This window comes from Kitasatospora sp. NPDC089913 (assembly GCF_044748625.1).
Lineage (GTDB): Bacteria > Actinomycetota > Actinomycetes > Streptomycetales > Streptomycetaceae > Kitasatospora.
Genome location: NZ_JBIVGI010000004.1, coordinates 328,084 through 344,168 on the forward strand (window position 1 = coordinate 328,084; position 16,085 = coordinate 344,168).

The following is a 16,085-nucleotide window of genomic DNA, read 5'->3' on the forward strand; positions in this document are numbered from 1 at the left end:
CCGCAGAAGGAGAAGGCCAACCCCATGCCCACCGACACGGACCAGGTGGTCGCCGCCCTGCGAGCCTCGCTGCTGGACAACCAGCGCCTGCAGCAGGAGAACCGACGGCTGCGCGACGAATCCGCCGAGCCCATCGCCGTCGTGGCGATGAGCTGCCGCTACCCCGGTGGCGTGCGTACCCCGGAAGACCTGTGGGAGCTGCTGCTCAAGGAACGCGACGCGGTCTCGCCGTTCCCCACCGACCGCGGCTGGGACGTCGAGGGCGGTTTCGACGCCGACCCCGACGCCCCCGGCACCTTCTACGTCCGTGAAGGCGGCTTCCTCCACGACGCGACCGGCTTCGACGCCGGCTTCTTCGGCATCTCCCCGCGGGAGGCCCTGGCCATGGACCCGCAGCAGCGGCTGCTGCTGGAAGCCTCCTGGGAGGTGGTGGAACGCGCGGGCATCGACCCGACGACCCTGCGCGGCAGCCGCACCGGCGTCTACACCGGAGTGATCTACAGCGAGTACGGGTCCCGGCTCGGCCGGGTGCCCGAGGAAGTGGAAGGCTTCCTCGGCACCGGCACCATTCCCAGCGTGGCCTCGGGCCGGATCGCCTACACGCTGGGCCTGGAAGGCCCGGCGGTCACCCTGGACACCGCCTGCTCGTCCTCCCTGGTCGCCGTCCACCTCGCCTGCCAGGGGCTGCGCTCCGGCGACACCACCCTCGCCCTGGCCGGCGGTGTGACCGTGATGTCCACGCCCGGCCTGTACGTCGGATTCAGCCGCCAGCGCGGCCTGGCACCCGACGGGCGCAGCAAGTCCTTCTCGTCCGCGGCGGACGGAGCCGGGTTCGGGGAGGGCCTCGGCCTGCTCCTGCTCGAACGGCTCTCGGACGCCCGCCGCAACGGGCACCCGGTCCTGGCCGTCGTCCGCGGCTCGGCCGTCAACCAGGACGGCGCCAGCAACGGCCTGACCGCCCCGAACGGGCCCGCGCAGCAGCGCGTCATCAACGCGGCGCTCGCCCGTGCCGGACTCGCCCCGTCCGAGGTCGACATGGTGGAGGCGCACGGCACCGGCACCGTCCTCGGCGACCCCATCGAGGCGCAGGCGCTCATGGCCGCGTACGGGCAGGGCCGGCCCGCCGGGCGGCCGTTGCGGCTGGGATCGCTGAAGTCCAACCTGTCCCACACCCAGGCCGCCGCAGGTGTCGGCGGGGTGATCAAGTCGGTGCTCGCGATGCGTCACGGCGTGATGCCGCGCACCCTGCACGTCGACCGTCCCTCGCCCCGCATCGACTGGACCGAGGGAGCCGTCTCCCTGCTCACCGAGGCCGCCCCCTGGCCGGAGACGGGCCGTCCGCGTCGGGCCGGGGTGTCCTCCTTCGGCGCCAGTGGGACCAACGCCCACGTCGTCCTCGAACAGGCCCCGGCCGACCCGGCGGCCTCCGACGGGCCCGCCACGCCGGAACCGGTACTCCCCGCCGTTCCCTGGATCCTGTCGGCGCGCACTCCGGACGCGCTGCGCGCCCAGGCGACGGCGCTGCACGAGCGGGTGGTGGCGGACCCGGGCCTGAGCGTGGCGGACGTGGGTCTCTCACTGGTGGCAGGGCGTTCGCGGTTCGCGGAGCGTGCGGTGGTGGTGGGGGCGGACCGGGGCGAGCTGCTGGCCGGTGTCGCCGCCCTGTCGCGGGGCGTGGGCTCGGCGGCCGTGAGGGTCGGCGGTGGGCCGGTCCCGGGCCGTTCGGTGCTGGTGTTCCCGGGTCAGGGTTCGCAGTGGGTGGGGATGGCCGCGGAGCTGCTGGCCGAATCGGGGGTGTTCGCGGGGCGGATGGCGGAGTGCGGGCGTGCTCTGGCGCCTTACGTGGACTGGTCGTTGGTGGAGGCGTTGGGTTCGGAGGCGCTGTTGGCGCGGGTGGATGTGGTGCAGCCGGTGCTGTGGGCGGTGATGGTGTCGCTGGCGGAGGTGTGGCGTTCGTTCGGTGTGGTGCCGGACGCGGTGGTGGGCCATTCGCAGGGTGAGATCGCCGCGGCGGTGGTGGCGGGCGGTCTGAGCATCGACGACGGGGCGCGGGTGGTGGCGCTGCGTTCCCGCGCGGTGGGGGCGTTGGCGGGCCGTGGCGGTATGGCCTCGGTGCCCCTGCCGGCGGACCTGGCACGGGAGCGCATCGCCCCGTGGGCGGGCCGGCTCTCGGTGGCGGCGGTGAACGGCCCTTCGTCGGTGGCGGTGTCGGGTGACGCGGACGCGGTGGCGGCACTGGTGGCGCAACTCCTTGAGGAAGGCGTGTGGGCGACTCGCATCGAGACCGACTTCGCGTCGCACTCCTCGCACGTGGAGCAGATCCGCGAGCGCCTGCTCTCCGACCTGGACGGGATCACCCCCCTCGCAGGTGCCGTGCCGTACTGGTCCAGCGTGACCGGCGGCCTGCTGGACACGAAGTCCCTGGACGCCGAGTACTGGTACCGCAACATCCGGCAGACCGTCGAGTTCGAGCGGGCGACCCGCTCGCTCCTCGCGGCCGGGCACCGCGTCTTCGTCGAGTCCGGCCCCCAGCCCGCCCTGATGTACGCGATCGAGGACACGGCTGCCGACGCCGGCGCCCCCGACACGCTGCTGCTCGACACCCTGCGACGCGGGGCCGGAGGGCTCCACCGGTTCCAGCTCGCGCTCGCCGAGGCACACGTCCGGGGCCTGCGGGTCGACTGGGAGCGGTTGTTCGCCGGAACCGGCGCCCGGCGGGTGGACCTGCCCGCCTACGCCTTCCAGCGCCGCCGCTACTGGCTCGACGCTGTGCTGGCCGACCGGGACCAGGCGGCCGTCGGCCAGTCCGCCGTGGACCACCCGCTGCTCGGCGCCGCGGTCGAACTGCCCGACGACGCGGGCACCCTGTTCACCGGCCGGCTCTCCCCGGCCACCCACCCCTGGCTCGTCGACCACGCCGTGGCCGGAGCCGTGATCGTGCCCGGCGCGGCCCTCGTGGAGCTGGCCGCGCACGTGGGCCGCCGCCTCGGCTGCGCCCTCGTGGAGGAGCTGACCCTCGCCGCCCCGCTGCTGCTGCCCGACGATCAGGCTGTGCAACTGCGCGTACGGGTGGGTGCCGAGGACGGCACGGGACGGCGCCCGGTGGAGTTCCACTCCCGGCCCGAGGCCGCTCCCGGCTCCGCCGAACGGCCCTGGACCCGGCACGCGACCGGCGCGGTCGGCCCCCGGGAGCCCTCGGCCGACCAGGACAACACGACCGGCCGGGACAACACGACCGGCCGGGACGACACGACCGGCCGGGACGACACGACCGGCCGGGACGACACGACCGGCCGGGACGACACGTCCGAACCGGTCGGCACCTGGCCCCCGCCCGACGCGGTCCCCCTCGACGTGGACGCACTGTACGGGCTGCTCGAAGCCCGGGGCGTCGCCTACGGCCCGGCGTTCCGGGGACTGCGCGCCGCCTGGCGCACCGAGGACGCGATCCACGCCGAAGTGGCCCTCCCCGACGGCCTCCCCGGCACCGGGGCGGACACCTTCGGCGTGCACCCGGCCCTCCTGGACGCGGCCCTCCAGACGACCGGTCTGCGCGAAGGCGTCGTGAGCCCGGAGCCCGCCGACGGCGTCCCGCTGCCGTTCTCCTGGCAGCGGGTCGCGATCGAACCCTCCGACGCGACGGTCCTGCGTGTCCGGCTGCGCCCCGGCGGCCCCGACGCCGTCACCGCGCTGATCACCGATCCGTCGGGGAGCACCGTGGCGACCGTCGGCTCGCTCACCCTGCGCACGGCGTCCACCGCCGCCCTGCGGGCGTCCTCCGGCTCCGTCTTCCACGTCGGCTGGACGCCGGTCGCTGCCGGGCCCGGTCCGCGCCCGGTCACCCGCTGGGGCCTCCTCGGCCCGCGGGACGAGCGGCTGCTGCCGGCCGCCTTCCCCACCGAACCCCCGTCCGCGACACCCGACGCGATGCTGCTGACCTGCCCCCCGTCCGCCGGGACCGTGACTGCCGACACCGTGACCGCGAACGGTGCGACCGCCGAAGCCCCCGCCCGGGAGGCGGACCCCGCGGCGGTGCACGCGGTCGCGTCCGGGGTCCTGGACCGCCTCCGGGCCCACCTGGCCGACGACACCACCGCCCGGACACCCCTGGTGGTGCTCACCAGGGGTGCGACCGGCCCGTTCGGCGCGCAGCCGCGGCCGACGGACCTCGGCGCGGCGGCCGTCTGGGGCATGCTCAGGGCCGCTCAGCTCGAACACCCGGACCGGTTCGTGCTGTTGGACGTCGAAGGGCCGGACGCTGACGGTCTCGGCGACGCGCTCGCCGACCTGCTCGCCACGGGCGAACCGCAGGCGGCCCTGCGCGGCGGCGTCCTGTACGCGCCCCGACTGGTGAGGCCGCCGGCCACCGCCACGAACGCCACGAACGCCGCCCCCGCGTCCACTCCCGCGCCCACTCCCGGGACAGCGGCCCGGCCGGCCGGCGCGTTCGGACCGGCCGACGGGACGGTCCTGCTGAGCGGCGGTGGCGCTCTCGCGGCCGTCCTGGCGCGCCACCTGGTCGCCGCGCACGGGGTGCGCCACCTCCTCGTGCTGAGCCGCCGCGGCGCCGACGCCCCCGGCATGCCGGAGCTGACGGCGGAGCTTTCCGGGGCCGGAGCGGAACTGACCGCCCTCAGCTGTGATGTGTCCGACCGTCAGGCCCTGGCCACCGCCCTGGCAGGCATCCCCGAACACCGTCCCCTGTGCGCCGTGGTCCACACCGCCGGAGTGCTCGACGACGGTCTGCTGGACGGGCTGACGGGGGAGCGGATGAGCAGCGTCCTGCGGCCCAAGGTCGACGCCGCCCACCACCTCGACCGGCTGACGCGCGGAGCGGACCTCGCCGCGTTCGTCGTCTTCTCCTCCGCCGCGGGCGTGCTGGGCAGCCCCGGACAGGCGTCCTACTCGGCCGCCAACGCCGCGCTGGACGCCCTCGTCGCGGAACGCCGACGGCTCGGGCTCCCCGGCCTGTCCCTGGCCTGGGGGCCCTGGGAGCGGGTGAGCGGGATGACGGCGGAGCTCGGCGGCGCCGAACGGCGGCGCATCGACCGGCGCGGCGCCCGCGGCCTCTCCGACGAGGAGGCCATGGCCCTGCTGGACAGCGTGTGCGTCCCGGACGCCGCCCCGTCGGCAGGCGGGAGTCCCGTCGTCCTGGCCCACCTGGACCTGACCGTGCGCGGCGACGGCCCGGTGCACCCGATGCTGCGCTCCCTGGTCCGCCGCGGCCCGACCGCGACGACCGGGGCGAAGGGGACGCCGACCGCCGCCGCAGCGCTCCGGCATCGGCTCGACACCGCCGCCGACGAACAGGGACGCGAGCTGGTCCTGCGCGAACTCGTCCTCGCCGAGGCCGCCGAAGTCCTCGGCCACAGCGACTCCGGGGCGCTGTCCGCGACGGTGCCCTTCCTCTCCGTCGGATTCGACTCGTTGACCGCGGTGGAGCTGCGCAACCGGCTGGCCGCCGCCACCGGACTGCGGCTGCGGCCCTCCGCCGTCTTCGACAGCGGCACCCCCGCCGCGCTCGCGGCGCGCCTCGCCGCCGAGGCCCGGCCGGAGGACACCCCCAGGGCCGGAACGGCACCCGCGGCCGGAACCCCCGCGGCCGGAGCCTCCGTGTCCGGCACCGACGCCGTCGACAGCGACCCGGTGAGCGTGCTGTTCCGCCAGGCCTGCGCACTCGGCCGGATCGACGAGGGCATCGCCCTGCTCAAGAACGCCTCCGCCCTGCGCCCGGCCTTCCACCGCGGCAGCGACCTCGCGGCCGCCGGCACCGGCCCGCGGCTGCTGCGCCTGAACGAGCGAGCCGACGCCCCCGTACTCGTCTGCTTCGGCTCCGTCGTCGCGCTCGGCGGCGCCCACCAGTACGCCCGCTTCGCCGCCCGCTTCCGGGACCGCTACGCCGTCGCCGCCCTGGACGCCCCCGGATTCGTCCCCGAGCAGGAACTGCCCGCCGACATGTCGGCCCTGCTGGACTTCCAGGCGACGACACTGCTCCGGGAACTGCCCGGACGGACGCTCGTGCTGGCCGGCTCCTCCTCCGGCGGCACGCTCGCCCACGGCGTGGCCGCCGCGCTGGAACAGCGCGGCGAGGGCCCGGCGGCCGTGGTGCTGCTGGACACCTACCTCTCCGACAACCAGGGCATCACCCAGTTCAACGACGTCCTGCTGGGCGGCATGTTCGCCCGCGAGGACCGGGCGGCCCCGATGGACGGGACCAGGCTGACCGCGATGGGCGGCTACTTCCGTCTGCTCGACGACTGGAAGCCCCCGGCGGTCCGCGCCCCGCTGCTGCTGGTCCGCGCTTCCACCCCGCTCGGTCGCCCGTCGGCCGAAGCGGGCGACTGGCGCTCGACCTGGGCCGGCGCCGACAGCGTCGTCGACGTCCCCGGAGACCACTTCTCGATCATGGAACAGCATGTCGCGACCACCGGCGACGCCGTCGCCGGCTGGCTCGACAGCACCCTCCGCACCCCCGGTGCCCGGTGAAAACGAAGGAGAAGCCGTTGACCACGGCCCCGTACGACGATTCCCCCCCGCGACAGGCCCTCACCGTGCTGGGAGCCGGGGTGATGGGCGTCGGAATCACCGTCCTCGCCCTCGGACACGGCCTGCCGGTCCAGCTGGTCGACATCGACCGCGAACGGCTCGACCGGGCCGCGGACCTGATCGACGGCGAACTCCGGCTCGCCGAACTCATGGGCGCCCTGCCCGCCGGGACGCCCCTCGGCGCCCTGGCCACCGGCACCTCGCTCGAGGCCGCCGCCGGAGCCACCGCCGTCGTCGAGGCGGTCACCGAGAACGCCGCGACCAAGGCCGCCGTCCTGTCCGAGGTCTCCAAACTGGTCCGGCCCGGAACCCTGCTGATCACCAACACCTCCTCCATCCCCGTCGACGAACTGGCCGGGGCCCTGGAGCGGCCGGAGGAACTGGTCGGCACCCACTTCATGAACCCGCCCTACCTGATCGGAACCGCCGAAGTGGTCCGCGGCGCCAGGACCGGGGACGCCACGATGGCCGCCGTGGCGGCCCTGCTCACGACCCTGCGGCGGCGCGCGGTGGTCGTCCGGGACGCGCCCGGCTTCGTGACCAGCCGCATCCTGCACCCGATGATCAACGACGCGGCCCGGGTCGTGGAGGAGGGAACGGCGACCGCCGAGGACGTCGACGCCCTGATGCAGGGCTGTCTGGGACACCCCACCGGCCCGCTGCGCACCGCGGACCTGATCGGCATCGACAACCTTGTCGACTCCCTCACCGTGCTCCACGAACGCACCGGCGACGACGGCTGCCGCCCGACCGAACTGCTGCTCCGGCTGGTCCGCGAGGGGCGGTTGGGCCGCAAGTCCGGACGCGGCTTCTACGACTACGCCTGAGCACCCCACCTGTTCACCCCGACGAGGAGAAGGCCATGACCGCAGCGAACACGCCCGACACCCAGGACCTGGAGAAGGAACTGCTGGGATTCCTGGAAGCACGCACCGGAACCGCCTGGGACGCCGACACCGACCTGTTCGGCGCCGGCGGCCTGTCGTCCCTCTTCGCCATGCAGGTGGTGGTGCACCTGGAGAAGACCTACGCCGTCGCCGTCCGCGGCGCGGACCTGCGGCTGGACAACTTCCGCACCGTACGGCGGATGGCGGAGCTGGTGGAGCGGCTGCGGGTGCCCGCCGCGGGCGGCCTGAATGGGTGAGGACCTGAGCGGTGCGATGACCTCCGTCACCCTGCGGGTCGGCGACCTGGCGGGGGAGTGGGACCGCACCGGCCTGATCCCGCTGGACCTGCTCCGCGAACTCGGCGCCGAGGGCAGGCTGTGCGCCGAAGTCCCGGAGCAGTACGGCGGCTGGGGGCTCAGCAGCACGCGCAGCGGCGCTTACACCGCTCACGTGGGCGGCCTGTGCAGTTCGCTGCGCAGCGTGATGACCTCCCAGGGCATGGCGGCATGGACCGTCCAGCGCCTGGGCACCGCCGCGCAGTCGGCCGTCCACCTCCCCCGGCTGACCGGCGGCGCACTGGCGGCGGTCGGCTTCAGCGAGCCCGGCGCCGGCAGCGACCTCGCGGCGATGACGACGACCGTCCGCCGCGACGGGGACGCGGTCGTCGTCGACGGGCACAAGAAGTGGGTGACCGCCGCCCACTACGCCGACCTGCTGGTCGTCGTCGGCCGCTACGAGGACGGCGCGGCGGCCGTCGTGGTGCCCGCCGACACGCCCGGCGTGCGGATCGAGCGGATCGCCGACCCGCTCGGCTGCCGCGCGGCCGGGCACGCCGACGTCCACCTCGACGGGGTGCGGCTGCCGGCCGACAGCGTCCTGGGCGGTCACGGACTGCCGCCCGCCCTGCTGGTGACGACCGCGCTCGCCTACGGGCGGATGTCCGTCGCCTGGGGGTGCGTGGGCATCCTGCGGGCCTGTCTGGCGGCGGCCACCGCGCACGCCGCCGGACGGGAGCAGTTCGGCAGGCCGCTGGCGGAGCACCAGCTCGTCGCCGGACACCTCGCGGACCTCTACACGGCCGAGCAGGTGGCCACGCGGGTCTGCGAGCACGCGAGCCGGTGCTGGGACGAAGGGTCGCCGGACCAGGTGGTGGCGACCGTACTGGCCAAGCACGTCAGTGCGACCCAGGCCGCCCGGGGCGCGGCGACGGCCGTCCAGGTACTGGCCTCGGCCGGGTCCCGGGACGGGCACGCGGTGGCCCGGGCGTACCGGGACGCCAAGCTGATGGAGATCATCGAGGGCAGCAACGAGCTGTGCCGGCTGATGCTGGCACAGCACGCCCTCGCCGGTACGGGGGCACCGTGACCGGGCCCGCGGACGCGACGACGAGGAAGGACGACATGGCCGAGATCGTCAAGTGCCTGGTCTGGGACCTGGACGACACCCTCTGGCAGGGCACCCTGCTGGAGGACGGCGAAGTGCACCTGCCGGACGAGGTGCGCAAGGTGGTGATCGAGCTCGACTCGCGCGGCATCCTCCAGTCCGTCGCCAGCCGCAACGACCACGAGCACGCCTGGGCCCGGCTGGAGGCGTTCGGCCTGGCCGAGTACTTCGTCCTGCCGGAGATCGGGTGGGGCGCCAAGTCCGAGTCGGTGCGGCGGATCGCCGACCGGCTGAACTTCGCGCTCACGGCCGTCGCCTTCATCGACGACCGGGCCGCCGAACGCGCCGAGGTGGCCTTCCACCTGCCCGACGTACGGTGCTACCCGGCCGAGGAGGTCCTCGGCCTCCCCGAACTCGCCGAGTTCACCCCCGCGACCAGCACTGTCGACTCCCGGCGGCGGCGCCGGATGTACCAGGCGGGCTTCCGCCGGGAGGCCGAGCGGGCGGCCGCCCCCGGTTCCGACGAGGAGTTCCTGCGCTCCCTGGACCTGCGGATGCGGATCGGCCGGGCCACCGGCGAGGAGCTGTCCCGGGTCGAGGAACTCACCCTGCGCACCAGCCAGATGAACGCGACCGGGGTCCACTACCCGGACGCGGTGCTGCGCGGCCTGATCACCGACCCCCGGCACGAGGTCCTGGTGGTCACCCTCACCGACCGCTTCGGCCCGCACGGCGCGGTCGGCGTCCTGCTGCTGGAGCGGCACCCGGGTCTGTGGCACCTCAAGCTGCTCGCCACCTCCTGCCGCGTCGTCGCCTACGGCGCCGGTGCGACCCTGCTGAACTGGCTGGCCGACGCCGCCGCCCGGTCCGGGGCCCACCTGGTCGCGGACTTCCGGGCGACCGACCGCAACCGGATGATGGAGATCGCCTACCGGTTCGCGGGCTTCGAGGGCCTGGACGAGGCCCCGTGCCCGTGCGCGGCCGTCCTCGACCCGGCTCCGGAGGGCACCGGGCTCCAGCGCCTGCACCTCGCGCCCGGCCCGCGTGTGGTGTCCACCGTCATCGACGTGGACGCACCCGACCTGAGCGTGCCGGAAGGGGGCCCGGGAACGTCGTGACCGCCGCGGGGCCGGCGCTCCCGGGCCCCGGGAGCGCCGGCCCCGGCCCGCCGTCCTCAGCGCTTGCGGACGAGCGTGATCCCGTCGGCCATCACCAGCAGGGACAGCTCCACCCGGGGGTCCTCGTGCAGCAGCCGGTTCAGAGCCCGGACCCCGGCGGTCTCCGGGTCGACGGCGGCCGGATCGACGACCCGGCCGAAGAAGAGGGTGTTGTCGACCACGATCAGTCCGCCGGTGCGCAGCAGCGCCAGCGAAGTCTCGTAGTAGGAGACGTAGTTGGTCTTGTCCGCGTCGATGAACACCAGGTCGAAGCTCTCCGGCCCGCGCTCTGCCAGCAGCGCGTCCAGGGTCGCGGTGGCATCGCCGATCCGCAGGTCGATCCGCGAGTCGACCCCGTCCCGCTTCCAGAAGTCGGCGCCGATGGCCGGCCACCGGTCGTCGATGTCGCAGGACACCAGCACCCCGTCGGCCGGGAGCGCGCGGGCCATGCACAGGGTGCTGTAGCCGGTGAAGGTGCCGATCTCCAGCACCGCCCGCGCCCCCGTCAACCCGACCAGCAGAGAGAGCAGTTGGCCCTCCTCCGCCATCACCTGCATGGCGGTTCCGCCCGGCAGCTCCGCGGTGGCCTCCCGCAGTTCCCTGAGCAGATCGTCGTCACGGAGGGAGACCTCCCGGACGTAGGCGAGCAGGTCGTGGGTGGCTTCTGTCTGGTGGGCCATGGCGCGGGGGTCCTCTCGAGGCAGATCGGGACGGAGCAGATCGGGACGGAGCAGATCGGGTCGAAGGAGATCGGGTCGAAAAAGCGTGGCGGGCAGGGGAACCGGGCCGCCGGGTGCCCGTCACCGGGCCGCCGGGACGGTCACCCGGCGCGCATGTACGGGTGGTCGTGCTGCCGCACGGCGACCGCCTGCGCCCGCTCGCGGGCGTACGCCCGCAGCAGCGCGTCCAGCCGGTAGCGGCCCCCCGCCGGCTCACCCAGCAGATTCGCCTCGACCAGGGCCTCCAAGGCCTCCTCGGCCTGCGCCTCGGAGCAGCCGAACATCACCGCGACCTTGCTGCTGGAGACCGAACGCGATCCGGTGGCCCCCAGCGCGCTGAACACCTCGGCCGGGTCGACCCCGGTCCGGGCCGTCCGCCGGAGCCCGGCGTGGTCGGCGTCGAGGCAGGACCGGACGCCGAGGTCGCCCGCGCTCAGTTCGTCCAGCAGCCGCGGGGCGTCCGTGAGCCGCCGGGCGAAGTGCCCGATGGTCCAGTGCGGGCGCTCCAGCAGCCGGGTCCCCGCGATCCGGATCGCCAGCGGCAGGCCCGCGCAGACCGTCAGTACCGAACGGGCCGACCGCGGTTCGGCACCGATCCTGGCCGGGCCGACGATGCTGCCCAGCAGCTCCAGCGAGCCGGCCTCGTCCAGCGGGTCGAGCACGAGCGGGGACGCCCCCTCCAGATCGGCCAGCCGCCGTCGGCTGGTCACCAGCAGCCTGCTGCCCCCGCTGCCCGGGATGAGCGGCCGCACCTGCGCGGCGCTGGAGGCGTTGTCGAGCACCACCAGCAGACGACGGCCCGCGGTGAGCGAGCGGTAGAGGCTCTCCCGTTCCGACTCCTCCCCGGGTATCTCGTCCCGGGGCACACCGAGGTCCGCCAGGAACCGCGGCAGCACCGCCCGGGCGGTCAGCGGCCGCTCGGCCCCGCCGAGATCCGCGTAGAGCTGGCCGTGCACCGAGGAAGCGCGCACGGCGTGCGCCGCTTGCAGGGCCAGCGCGCTCTTGCCGACACCGCCCCGGCCGGTCACCACCGCCGTCGCCACCATGCCCGCAGGCATGGTGGCGGTCGTCAGGAAGTGCTGCAGCCGCGCCAGTGCACCGGAGCGGGCCGCCAGCGGCAGCGGAACCGAGGGCAGCTGCGCCGGGCTCGGCCAGCGGGAACTCTCCCAGGCGGCGGCCGGCGCCGGTGCGACGGCCGCCGGTTGGGCCTTCGCGGGCTGCTCCAGCGGGTCGGGCGCGCGGGGCCGGTCGTGGGCCGAGAGGATGTGCTGGTGGACCTCGCGCAGATCGCTGCTCGGCTCGGCGCCGAGCTGCTCGACGAGCAGCGCCCGGGTGCGCTGGTAGAGGTCCAGGGCCTCCGACTGCCGTCCCGAGCGGCTCAGCGCCAGCATCAACTTGCCCGCCAGGGCCTCCCGCAAGGGGTGCTTGCGTACCAGCCGCACCAGCTCCGGCACGACCTCGGCGTGCCGCAGCAGCGCCAGCTCCGTGTCGAACCGCAACTCCATGGTCTGCAGGCGGAGCTCCTGGAGGTAGCGGCCCTCGACGTCGCGCAGCGTCTGCGACGGGATGTCCGCCAGCGGCTCCTCGCGCCACAGGGCGAGCGCCCCGGCCAGCTCGGCGGAGGAGCCCTCCAGATCTCCGCGCTCGGCGAGCTCCGCCGCGCGCCGCCGGTGGGCCGTGAACTGCCCGAGATCGCTCTCGTGCTCGCCGAGTTCGAGGAGGTAGCCGGGTGCCCGGGTGAGGATCCGGGCGGAGGCGCGCTCGCCCAGCGACTGCCGCAGGCGCATCACATAGGTGCGGACGGTCGCGGCCGCACTCGGCGGCGGGGAGCCGTCCCAGACGTACTCGGCGATCCGGTCGACCGAGATCACCCGGTTGGCGTTGAGGAGGAGCGCTGCCATGACCACGCGCTGCCTCGGCGCCGACACGTGCACCTCGCACGCGTTCAACCGGACCGAAAGCGGGCCCAGCAACAGGAAGTTCAAGGGGGAGTCCTCTTCGTCGTACGACCGGCGGGCAAGACTGCCTACAGCCTCTTGGGCGACCGTGTACGGGTCAACGCGGTCCCGTCGGGTCTAGGTGTATTCCTAGAGCGCAGGTCTTGTGCTCGTGCCGGGTTTACGCTGCGCGGTACCGTCACGGCGGTCACGACCGGGCCGCCCGCCACGGTCCACCGGCCGGTGAAGCCGCTCGCCACCGCATCGTCGCCGACCCCGTGGCCCGCCACGGGGTGCCGTCGCCTCCTCGGCCGGATCCGCGGTGCACGGTCCTGCCGGACTGTCACCGCCGAGCCGGAGCCGAGCGAATCCCCCAGGATTGCCCCGCGCCGCAACGCTCCGCTCCCGTCATTCACCGAAGCGACGGCCCGAATTGAATCCGGACCCGAGTGGCCGGATTCGTACCGATGCGCACTTGCTGACATTCCGAGTGGCATGGCAGGCTGTCATATGCGCTGTCCGTGACTCGCCGATCGCCGCCGGTCACCGTCGCTCGGAGCCTCCCGTATCACCGCGTAACAGGCGGTCCGCCGGTGCGGAGGACGTCCCGCGTGGTCACCACACCCTGCCCGCCGGCACTGCGCGGATTTCGAGAAAGGAATGTAAGGCCGACATGACCTCCCCCTCCTTGGACAGCGACCTGTGGTGCCGTCGCTTCCATCCCTCGCCGACGGCCGCACGCCGACTGGTCTGCTTCCCGCACGCCGGCGGCTCGGCGAGTTTCTACTTCCCGGTGTCCGCCGCACTGAGCGGCCCGGTCGACGTCCTGGCCGTGCAGTACCCCGGCAGGCAGGACCGCCGGGAGGAACCCGGCGTCCAGGACCTGCACCGCACGGCCGACGAGGTGGCCGAGGCGCTGCGCCGCCGGGACGACCTCCCGCTGACCCTCTTCGGACACAGCATGGGCGCGCTCGTCGCCTTCGAGGTGGCCCGGCGGATCGAGCGCGCGGGAGGTCGGATCGAGCACCTCTTCGTCTCCGGCCGCAAGGGGCCTTCCGCGGACGGGCCCGGGCCCTCGCACCCGCTCGACGACGAGGGCATCCTGGCCGAGGTCAGGGCCATGAGCGGCACCGACGCCCGGTTCCTGGAGGACCGGGAACTGCTGGGGATGGTGCTGCCCGCGCTGCGCGGCGACTACCTGGCCCTGGGGGCCTACCGGGCCGACCAGGAAGCCGCGGTGGGCTGCCCGCTCACCGCGGTGGTCGGGGACCAGGACGCCTGGACACCGGTGGCCGAGGCCGGGCACTGGCGCGACCGCACGACGGCCGCGTTCGACCTGAAGGTCTTTCCCGGCGGGCACTTCTACCTCAGCAGCCGGGCGGACGAGGTGACCGGCATGCTCCGCGACCACCTCGCCGGCACACTGCGCACCTGAGAGCACCGACGACAGGGAAGGGGGGCGGAAGTGACACCGTCAGCGACCTCCGAGGAGACCAAGCCCGCCCGGCGGCCGCCGCGGTCCGGGCCCGCCGGCCACGCCCGTCCGGCGGGCGGGGGCCCTGCCGGAGGCGGGGGCGTGCGGCGGCTGACCACCGTGGACGCCCGCATCCTGGAAGGTGTCGCGGTCGGCACCTCGACCGTGCAACTGGCGGCATCGCTCTATCTGAGCCGGCAGGGCATCGAGTACCGCGTCGGGCTGCTGATGCGCCGTTTCCAGGCCGCGAACCGGCCCGCCCTGGTCTCCCGGGCGCACTCCCTCGGAGTGCTGAGCGTCGGGGCATGGCCACCCCGTGTCCTCCCGGAATTCCTCGAGTCCTAGCCGAGGGCGGGGCACGCCGTTCTCCCGCCCTCGCGGGCCCGCTCCGGAGGACGGGCCGAAAAGAAATCAGTTCCGAAGGCGGGGAGCGACGCGGACGATATGCCGCCGGATATCTTCCGGGGCCTGGATATCGTATCGATATCGCGCGACGAGACATGTTCCCGCGCGTCCGGTCGAACAGCGGATTCTGCGGCATTGTGTCTGCCGGGCCCCGCTTCTGCCGCACCGTGTCCGGGCCGCACCACCGACCCCTCCTTTCGCACCGGTGCCCGTCCTCCCGAATCCCTCGTGGAAAGGCTCACTCATGACCGCCCTCACCGGACAGCACGAGAACGGCCGGCACGTGAACAGCCCGTCGGACCGGGACCCGGACCCGCACGAGAGCGACCTGCGCCGGATCCGCGCCCTGATCCTGGCGGCGGACGGGCCCGAGGAGCAGCTCGCGGCGGTGATCAGGTCGGCGGGCGCCGAGCGGACGGCCGCCGCCCTGGTGGACGAACTGGCCGGCCGGGCCGACCTGAGCGAGCAACTCGCCGCCGCGGCGGTGGTGGTGGAGTTCGAACTCGCCTTCGACGGCCAGGTGCTCCGGCATCACCTGCTGACCGGCCCCAAGGCCGAGCACCGCGCCGGGCCGGCCGAGGAGCCCGGTGCCACCGTCGCGCTGGACCTGCTCGACCTGGCCCGCGCCGTCTTCGGCGCCCGGCACACCGCGGGCCACCGCGCGCCCGTGATCACCTGGCACGGTATCGAGGACCCGGCCCGGCTGGTGTCCGTGCTGGCGGCCTTCCCGGTGGTCCAGCAGCTGCTCCGCGGTCTGGCGGAACAGCCGGTCGACCTGGCCGAGTTGTCGCTGCGTCACGGTTCGGACAAGTGGGGGCTGCACTACTACACCGATCACTACGCCCGGCACTTCGCCCCGCTGCGGGACCGGCCGCTCACCGTCCTGGAACTGGGGATCGGCGGCTACGCGGACCCGGCGGCCGGCGGTGGCTCGCTGCGGATGTGGAAGCGCTTCTTCCGGCGGGGCCTCGTCTACGGGGTCGACGTGTACGACAAGACGGCGCTGCGCGAGCAGCGGATCCACACCGTCCGGGGCGACCAGGCGGACCCGGCCTTCCTCACCGCGCTGGCCGAGCGGATCGGGCCGATCGACATCGTCATCGACGACGGCAGCCACCACTGCCCGGACGTCATCGCCGCCTTCGGTGCGCTCTTCCCGCACGTGGTCCCGGGCGGGCTCTATGTGATCGAGGACCTGCAGACCTCCTACTGGCCGGGCTTCGGCGGCAGTTCGGAGCGGCTCGGCGACCCGACCACCAGCATGGGCTTCCTCAAGCAGCTGCTCGACGGCCTCAACCACGAGGAGCACGAGCCGACGACCGCGCACCGTCCGAGCGGGACCGACCGGACGCTGGCCGGCGCGCACTTCTACCACAACCTGGCGATCCTCGACAAAGGCCGGAACGAGGAGGGCACCCTCCCCGCCTGGATCCCGCGCCGGGAGCTGAGCGCCGAGGAGATCGCGGCCGCCCGGCAGGCCGCCGAGCAGCAGTTCGAGCAGCAGTCCGAGGCCGGCCCGGACCAGGACCACAGCTGAGCCGCGCCCCTGCCGCGCCGCTCCTCCTTCCCCGTTCCAC

10 protein-coding genes are annotated in these 16,085 nt (G+C 74.2%); 8 read left to right on the forward strand and 2 right to left on the reverse strand.

The window, feature by feature from the left end; genetic code table 11:
* The first annotated feature begins 24 nt into the window (after window positions 1-24).
* Genes ACIPYS_RS09435 through ACIPYS_RS09455 form a run of 5 tightly spaced genes read left to right on the forward strand, consistent with a single transcriptional unit; the run spans window position 25 to window position 9,934 of the window.
* Window positions 25-6,486 carry a type I polyketide synthase gene (locus ACIPYS_RS09435; RefSeq protein ID WP_400745063.1) on the forward strand — a complete coding sequence of 2,154 codons (6,462 nt, stop codon included), beginning with the start codon at window positions 25-27 and terminating at the stop codon, window positions 6,484-6,486.
* Window positions 6,487-6,503: 17 nt separating this feature from the next.
* Window positions 6,504-7,373, forward strand: a complete 870-nt coding sequence (locus ACIPYS_RS09440; RefSeq protein WP_093858290.1) for a 3-hydroxyacyl-CoA dehydrogenase family protein — start codon at window positions 6,504-6,506, stop codon at window positions 7,371-7,373.
* A 35-nt stretch (window positions 7,374-7,408) separates the two neighbouring features.
* The gene (locus ACIPYS_RS09445) at window positions 7,409-7,690 is read left to right on the forward strand and encodes an acyl carrier protein (protein ID WP_400745065.1); all 282 of its coding nucleotides are present in this window, start codon (window positions 7,409-7,411) and stop codon (window positions 7,688-7,690) included.
* The gene (locus ACIPYS_RS09450; protein WP_400745067.1) at window positions 7,683-8,798 is read left to right on the forward strand and encodes an acyl-CoA dehydrogenase family protein; all 1,116 of its coding nucleotides are present in this window, start codon (window positions 7,683-7,685) and stop codon (window positions 8,796-8,798) included. The genes ACIPYS_RS09445 and ACIPYS_RS09450 overlap by 8 nt, the downstream gene beginning before the upstream one ends.
* A 35-nt stretch (window positions 8,799-8,833) precedes the next feature.
* Window positions 8,834-9,934 carry an HAD-IIIC family phosphatase gene (locus ACIPYS_RS09455; protein ID WP_400745068.1) on the forward strand — a complete coding sequence of 367 codons (1,101 nt, stop codon included), beginning with the start codon at window positions 8,834-8,836 and terminating at the stop codon, window positions 9,932-9,934.
* A gap of 56 nt (window positions 9,935-9,990) precedes the next feature.
* On the opposite strand, the gene ACIPYS_RS09460 is transcribed toward ACIPYS_RS09455, so the two are convergent.
* Window positions 9,991-10,653, reverse strand: coding sequence for a class I SAM-dependent methyltransferase (locus ACIPYS_RS09460; protein ID WP_400745069.1), 663 nt, complete (start codon window positions 10,651-10,653; stop codon window positions 9,991-9,993).
* 140 nt (window positions 10,654-10,793) lie between these two features.
* Window positions 10,794-12,626: a BTAD domain-containing putative transcriptional regulator gene (locus tag ACIPYS_RS09465; RefSeq protein WP_400745210.1), complete on the reverse strand. Its 1,833-nt coding sequence runs from the start codon at window positions 12,624-12,626 to the stop codon at window positions 10,794-10,796.
* A 676-nt stretch (window positions 12,627-13,302) separates the two neighbouring features.
* Between ACIPYS_RS09465 and ACIPYS_RS09470 the strand changes: the two genes are divergently transcribed.
* From ACIPYS_RS09470 to ACIPYS_RS09480, 3 genes are all read left to right on the forward strand, one after another.
* The gene (locus tag ACIPYS_RS09470) at window positions 13,303-14,064 is read left to right on the forward strand and encodes a thioesterase II family protein (protein WP_400745071.1); all 762 of its coding nucleotides are present in this window, start codon (window positions 13,303-13,305) and stop codon (window positions 14,062-14,064) included.
* A gap of 30 nt (window positions 14,065-14,094) precedes the next feature.
* A complete protein-coding gene (locus ACIPYS_RS09475; RefSeq protein ID WP_400745073.1) occupies window positions 14,095-14,448 on the forward strand; it encodes a helix-turn-helix transcriptional regulator in 354 nt (117 codons plus the stop codon).
* A 304-nt stretch (window positions 14,449-14,752) separates the two neighbouring features.
* Complete coding sequence (locus ACIPYS_RS09480; RefSeq protein WP_400745074.1) at window positions 14,753-16,045, forward strand: hypothetical protein; 1,293 nt, start codon at window positions 14,753-14,755, stop codon at window positions 16,043-16,045.
* Window positions 16,046-16,085 lie beyond the last annotated feature (40 nt).